Source organism: Acinetobacter sp. ANC 5054 (assembly GCF_002135295.1).
Lineage (GTDB): Bacteria > Pseudomonadota > Gammaproteobacteria > Pseudomonadales > Moraxellaceae > Acinetobacter.
This window is the reverse complement of sequence record NZ_NEGG01000015.1, coordinates 91,681-99,022: the sequence shown is the minus strand read 5'-3', so window position 1 is coordinate 99,022 and position 7,342 is coordinate 91,681. Positions and strand designations below refer to the sequence as shown.

Sequence of the window (7,342 nt, the reverse complement as noted above, 5' to 3'; positions counted from 1 at the left end):
GGTAATTTAACGTTTACGCCTGAAGCAGGTTATACCGGTTCGGTTCCTGACGTGACATACACGGTAACTGATGGCAAAGGCGGCGAAGCTCAAGGCACAGTGACCTTTGAAGATGTTCCAGCTGCACCGAATAAGCCACCAGTTGCTGAAAATGATACAGTGACCACGGAGCACGGTACGCCAGTTGAGAAGAACATCCTTACAAACGATACTGACCCTGAAAATGATCCATTAGTGTTAAAAGACTTCACTGTTGGGGATAAAACTTATCAGCCAGGTGAAACGGCTGAACTTCCAGGCGTAGGAACAATCACCGTTGATAAAGATGGTAATTTAACGTTTACGCCTGAAGCAGGTTATACCGGTTCGGTTCCTGACGTGACATACACGGTAACTGATGGCAAAGGCGGCGAAGCTCAAGGCACAGTGACCTTTGAAGATGTTCCAGCTGCACCGAATNAAGCACCAGAAGCAAACGATGACCTTGTTACCCCAGTGCATAATGCGCCAGTAACCAAAGACATCCTTGAAAACGACAGCGATCCAGAAGGTAAACCATTAACAGTGAAAGACTTCACCGTTGGTGGTAACACTTATCAACCGAGTGAAACTGCGACTATTCCAAACGTAGGTACAATCACGATTACAGAAGAAGGTCAGTTAACCTTTACTCCAGAGCCGAATTATTCAGGCTCAGTTCCAGATGTAACTTACACCGTGACAGATGGCACGGATGAAGATACGGGTACAGTGACATTTGATGATGTCCCTGTTAAACCTGACGCTACAGTGCTGGAAGATGGAAAAGTAACTTTGCCGAATCCAATTGAGGGTCAGCCAACGTATAACCTGATAAACACAGTTACCATTGGTGGAGTTACGACACAGATTACACATGATTGGAATAGCGTTGTAAAAAATCCTATTGAAGTTCCAGGTGTGGGTACTTTAACGGTCACATCAACTGGTGAATTAACCTTTACCCCATTGAAAGACTTTAGTGGTATGGTTGAAATTCCTGAAATTACTTATGCCTATGGGTACGTTGGAGAGACAATCACAACAGATGCCATCAACGTTCAGGTCACTGCTGTTGCCGACCAGCCGATGGTGGGTATTTTTAACTTTGATATACCACCGTTAGAATTGAATATTCAAACCTGGAAAAATGTTAAAAATGTTGATGGCAGTAATTTGATTGAAAATTCTGGGGATGGTGCAAATAGAGATACCCTTATCAATGCTATTGATTATTTGCGTAACAATACGAACGTCACCAATTCGGATGGTAGTAGTATTGCATATGCAGAGGCAGGAAAGACTGGCAGTTTGAATGCTAGTAATTTACCGACGTTTGATGCAGTTTATATTCATGGTTTTGTATTCCTTGAAGCGGGTCAAGTCTATAAATATGAAGGAAAGGCTGATGATAGTGCTGCGATTATTATTGGTGATGGCGTTTCTACCGAACATGTCAACTGGATAGGGGTAAATACCGAAGCAGATACTAGTTTTAGTGTGAGTCAAACAGGTTTCTATAGCTTCCAGTTCTATGCGCATAATGCTGAGGGTGTGGGTAATTATAACTTTAACGTTACTACAAAAGATGGTAGTGCTGTAAGTTATTATCCAAGTGTCGATGCCATTAATGGATTGCTTACAGACACAGGTTATATTCTAGGTGACTATAATGCTGGCGTTGATGGTAAAGATGAGACAGGCTTCTATCCAATAGCTCTAGGATATCAAGGTAATGCTGAAGATGTGATTCAGTTAGATGGTATTCATGTAAAAGCAATGGATATTGATGGTTCAGAATATGTATCATTTGAAATGTCAGGCTTGCGTCCAGGTTCTATCCTCAGCTTTAAGGATGCAGCGGGTAAATCTCATTCAGTGACTGTTGGTGCAGATGGTATTGCTAAGTATTCTCCTGCGGTTCAAGATGCAAGTGCATCAGAGTACACTGACTTTACTCTGACGGTTAAAGAAAAATCCCAAGAAATCCTTGATGTGACCTTGACCGCAACTTCTACGGAAATATCAAATAGTGATAAGACAACGTCTACACTGGATTTTCAAGTAAAAGTGTTGGATGCAGATGGATTTGCTGGGCGCTCAATGCTTACAGCAGAAGTTAATGATGTGAATGATTTAGCGATTGACGAAGATCCTATCTTTAAAGTTTTAAATCAAGAATACGCATTAGCGAATGGCGAAGCGAACCAGGTTGACGGGTTTACTATCGGTTCAAATGACCAAATCGACATCTCATCCTTACTTTCTGACGATGCAACTGAAGCGAATCTCGCAGAGTTTGTAACAGTAGAATATGACGAAGAAACTGATTCAGCTGTGATTTCAATTGACCGTGATGGCACATCAGGTACGGAATATGAATCACAAGATCTCGTGATCTTGCTCAATCAAACGAGCAAAGTCGAACTAGATGACCTAATCAACAATAATCAAATTATTTACTAATCATTTGATGAACTAAAAAAGCACCTTCGGGTGCTTTTTTTTATTCGTATCTTGAGTGAAATATATTCAACTCATCGGAAATAAAAAATTCACTATATAAATACACTTGTATATTTAAGTAATCTTAAATCGCCTAGAACATAAATAGGTAGATTCATCTAGATTAAAAAATTATCAATTATCAGATGAATATTTCTAAATAAAACAAATTAATGGACAATAAAAATGAAAAAGAATCTCTGGATCAGGACACTTCTTTATATGATGGTTGCGGTGTCGCCACTTACTTTCGCAGCGACCAGCACTGCACCCGTTCCACCCAATAGCCAGCAAGTCTTTTTTGTCGGCAATAACTGGGATGGTACGGTTACTGTCATCAATCCTGCAAAAAACTATCAGAAAGTTGGTGTCATCAATATGGTGCCCGACAAAAAGGAACGGCTCACTGAGATTTACCTCAATCCAGTAAAGTTGATCGCCTATAGCTATATTCGTAATACGGCAGGAGAGGGAAATGATCAATTGGTCGATGACATGTATTCCACACCAGATGGCAAATCGGTGGTTGCATCACGCCCAAGCTATGCAGATGTTGTCTCGATTAATATTACAACAGGGAAAATTAATTGGCGCACACCCGTTGAGGGATTTCGAGCAGACCATATGGCAGTATCCCCTGATGGTCAACAGGTTGCAGTATCAGCGTCTTCAGGAAATGTCGTACATATACTCGATATCAACACAGGCAAGGAACTCGGGCGCTTTGCCACAGGAGATAAGCCACATGAAAATATTTACTTTGATGGTGGCACAAAAATTCTTAACTCAGCCATAGGTAATGTGGAAACCTCAATGGATGCAACGTGGCAGGATTTCACTAAAGGCAAACGCTATCTCACCATTGCCGATGCTAATAATTTTAAAGTATTGAAGAAAATTGATTTTCGTCCTGCATTGGATGCCTTTGGCCGTAAAGACCTATCGAACGCTGTGCGTCCAATTGTGTTTAGCAAAGATGAATCCAAAATCTATGCGCAAGTCTCATTTTTTAATGGCTTGGTCGAATATGATCTCAATCAAGGCAAAGTCACACGCATTGCACAGCTTCCGGGAAGTACAACTATTCCCTCTGATCGCACCAAATGGGTGAATGACTCACGCCATCATGGGCTTTCGATCAGTGGAGATGGTGAAAAACTATGTGTTGCAGGAACGATGGACGATTATGCCACCATCGTCGATCGTAAAACTTTGACCGCGGCGAAATTGATTGCTGCAGGCAAACCGTATTGGGCAACGCAAAGTCCAGATGGTAAACGCTGTGTCATTTCTGAAAGTGCCACAGATGCAGTAACCGTGATTGATTTTGCAACAGGTGAAAAAGTCATCACAGTTCCAGTTGGCAATCACCCACAGCGTGTTCGTTTAGGTTATGCACCAGCAGGATGGTCTACGCCTTAATATGAATAATAAAGATAGAAGTAAATAAACTTAAAAATTAATTCGAGGTGCAGATCGCTTGGGTTTTTTGCACCTCTTCTAATTTATGAAATTATTTAAAAGAAAATTTTATAAATTAAATTAATCATTTAAATAAAATAACAAAGGTGAAACAATGAGCTGGATCAAATTTACTGCCGTTACTACAGGTGGACTGATTGTTTTGTGTCTTATGGTGCTATTTTTTAAACCTGAGACAGGGTTTCTTAAAACAGCTGTTGAGACTTCTAAAACATCGCCGAATCACGCTATAACAGCCGCGCAAGAATCAGCTTCGCAGCCAATGCAAAATCCACAGCAGAATCTAAAGCCATTAGATAATCAAACCGAACTTTTGCGTCAACGTGATCAGCTTTATACTGAATTTGCAGCCATTAGTCAGGGCTTAAGTCATGGTCAAAAGCCAGATATCCCAAAAGTTGAAGGTTTACTACAAAAGCAAATGCAGCTGGTGTCTACGGGTATATTGTCCGCACAAGATGCACTAAATTATTGCCAATTTTTAAGAAAAATCATGCCTGAAATGCAGAGTCATCTAGATGGATATATAGACCAATTGAAAAAAATGTAAATCTTAAGATCGTGAATATGGGAAGTTATAGAATTTCCTTATTCGCTGATGTAATTTGGAAGAGTGCACCGATTTTGAATGAAGAAAAATATTGAGATAGATGGGGTCATTCCGCCTGCGAAAAATGTGCAGGTCAATAGAAATTATCATTTAGCCATCACAATAAAATGAAATATACAGCATTTAAAATGAACTAATCCAAGCATGCGTTACGTATTTACTGTACAAAAATCATTTAAGTTTAGGAGAAACGACTTAAGATTATACGTGTGAAAATGGTGTCTATTGGTTTAAAATAGTGACTTGGTTAACATTTATTAAGCCTAATAGTGTGTTATTGGTAAAATATCTTGTTGTAATCTAAGTAAATAATGAGAGTGCTCTAATGATTGATCCCCAAATGCATAAGATGATGAAGCTGCTTTTTTGCAGTTTGATGAGTCTTTCAGCAGTACAGTTTGTAAATGCAAACCCAGTGGAACAATCTCAGGTTCCAATGGATACTGCGGTTTATCCTTTGTGGGAAAATTATTATAAAATTGAGAAAAGTGATCCACAGCAAGCTGAACAAATGTTGCTGCAAATTAGTCAGATCACGCCTAATGATGTACGTGTTTGGAAAAGCTTAACGTATTTACGTATCAATCAAAAAAACAATCAAGGCGCGTTGGATAGTATTGTTAAAGCACGTGCTTTAGCGCCACAAGATGAGTCACTGACACTCCAGCAAGCTTATTTGTTGAATGGGCTAGAGCGTAATGCCGAAGCATTAGAATTATTTAAATCAGTTCGAGATTCCACTAACCCTGATACCAAAGCAACGGCTGAACAGGCAGTTAAAAATTTACAAGGCAGCAATGATCAATCAGGCAGCCGTGTATTTGCAGACGTCTATTTCTCTCCCTCTTATGAAGGTCGTTTTGATCTTGGGCTATTTCCTTTAAAAGCCCGTGCAGGTCGTTATTTTGGCGAAGGTCAGCAAGGTCAATTGTATGGTTTTGCCAGTATCAACCGCGACACACGTTCTTCTGGCAATACCAACCCGGAAGTTTTGGGTAGTAATGCGGTTATTTATGATGATAATGCGGCGATTGTCGGTGTTGGGGTGAGTTACCAACCATGGCTACAACTGCCAGTGCGGGCGTATGCAGAAGTGGGCGGCAGTTACGATTTGATTGACCGTGATCGAAGTAAATTTCGTGAAAGTATCAACGCTGGTTTAACGGGCTATCAGGAATGGAATTCAGACCAATGGTGTGAACAAGCAGCTTGTCCAAATTGGCATACCGATGCTTATGGCAATATTGCAACCTACTCGCGAGAAGATTATTCAGTTTTAGCCGATATGCGGGTACGCACGGGACTGGGTTTTGCAAATAATAGCGTTCAACTATATGGCAAATTCCACAGCATTAATGATACTGCACATCGCTATTACAATAATTTTGCGGAAGCCGGCCCAGGGGTTTCATGGAAGCCTTTTGCACAATTTCCAATGACGCTTCGCGTAGAGCAGCTATATGGTAAATACGTGACATCAACACCAACAGATGTGAAAGATACCTTTAATAATACCCGCGTGGAATTGACGATTTATCAAGGATTTTAATCATGATGCAAAACAAATTGAAACTGTCGATTGTTTTTGGCACACGCCCAGAATTAATTAAAGTTGCTCCAATTATTTTGCTTGCAAAGCAAGACCCGCGTTTTGATGTAGAAGTGGTTTTTACTGGTCAGCATGATGAATTGGTACGTGATGCCATCGAATTTTTTCAAATTCAAATTGATCAACGTTTAAAGATGATGTCCGCAGGGCAAAGCCTCAATCAACTGCTACAACATGGCTTAGAACAATTGGAAAGCGTATTTGCTGATGGCGTGAAGCGTGATGCAATTATTGTTCAAGGTGATACTACCACGGTACTCGCCGCTGGATTAACAGCATTTTCACTGAAAATACCTGTGGCGCATGTCGAGGCTGGACTGCGCTCTTATGATATGGAACATCCATTTCCAGAAGAAGGTAACCGCCAGTTGGTTTCGCGCATTGCACGTTGGCATTTCGCACCGACCCAGCAGTCGCAGCAAAATTTAATGAATGAAGCAATTACACCAGAACACATTCATGTGACAGGCAACACGGTGGTTGATGCCGTACGTTTGGCTAAATCTCGATTGAGTGATGCAGAAGGTTTGCGCCTGATGGCAGAATTGGGTTTGAATTTTAGTGATGAGCAAAAAGTTATTTTGGTGACTGCACATCGCCGTGAAAATTTTGGTGAAGGGATTCAAAATATCTGTGAATCAATTCAGCAATTGGCAGCGCAGTATCCGCATTTGAATTTTGTTTGGCCCGTGCATCTCAATCCTGCAGTTCACCAAGTGGTGCATCAATATTTTGATGCGCATCCGCAAGTGCATTTATTGCCGCCACTGGACTATCCAAATCTATTGAATATGATGCGCCGCGCGCACTTTATCATGACTGATTCGGGCGGTTTGCAAGAAGAAGGCCCATCTTTCAATAAGCCAGTGCTGATTTTGCGTACAACTACAGAGCGACCTGAAGTTGTAGATGTTGGTGGCGGAGTTTTAGTGGGTACAGATAAAGATTTGATTTTAAAACAGGCAACGCGTTTGATGGACGATGTTGATTATTATCAATCCATGTCTCAGGTAAAAAATCCCTTTGGTGATGGTTATGCCGCAGAACGGATTTTAGAACAAATCTATCAGGATGCGAGCAAGCCAGTTTGAAATTAGATGACCCATTTTGGCAATAAA

5 protein-coding genes are annotated in these 7,342 nt (G+C 40.8%); all 5 read left to right on the top strand.

The window, feature by feature from the left end:
• The coding region (locus B9T33_RS14345; RefSeq protein WP_143224020.1) for an Ig-like domain-containing protein at positions 1-2,484 on the top strand (2,484 nt) is incomplete at its 5' end.
• 261 nt (positions 2,485-2,745) lie between these two features.
• On the top strand, positions 2,746-3,945 hold the full coding sequence (locus B9T33_RS14340) for a YncE family protein (RefSeq protein WP_086179572.1): 1,200 nt from the start codon (positions 2,746-2,748) through the stop codon (positions 3,943-3,945).
• 154 nt (positions 3,946-4,099) lie between these two features.
• Positions 4,100-4,555 carry a hypothetical protein gene (locus B9T33_RS14335; RefSeq protein ID WP_086179571.1) on the top strand — a complete coding sequence of 152 codons (456 nt, stop codon included), beginning with the start codon at positions 4,100-4,102 and terminating at the stop codon, positions 4,553-4,555.
• Positions 4,556-4,991: 436 nt separating this feature from the next.
• Positions 4,992-6,164, top strand: a complete 1,173-nt coding sequence (locus B9T33_RS14330) for a tetratricopeptide repeat protein (RefSeq protein ID WP_228145841.1) — start codon at positions 4,992-4,994, stop codon at positions 6,162-6,164.
• Positions 6,165-6,169: 5 nt separating this feature from the next.
• On the top strand, positions 6,170-7,315 hold the full coding sequence (gene wecB / locus B9T33_RS14325) for a non-hydrolyzing UDP-N-acetylglucosamine 2-epimerase (protein ID WP_086179575.1): 1,146 nt from the start codon (positions 6,170-6,172) through the stop codon (positions 7,313-7,315).
• Positions 7,316-7,342: the final 27 nt, after the last annotated feature.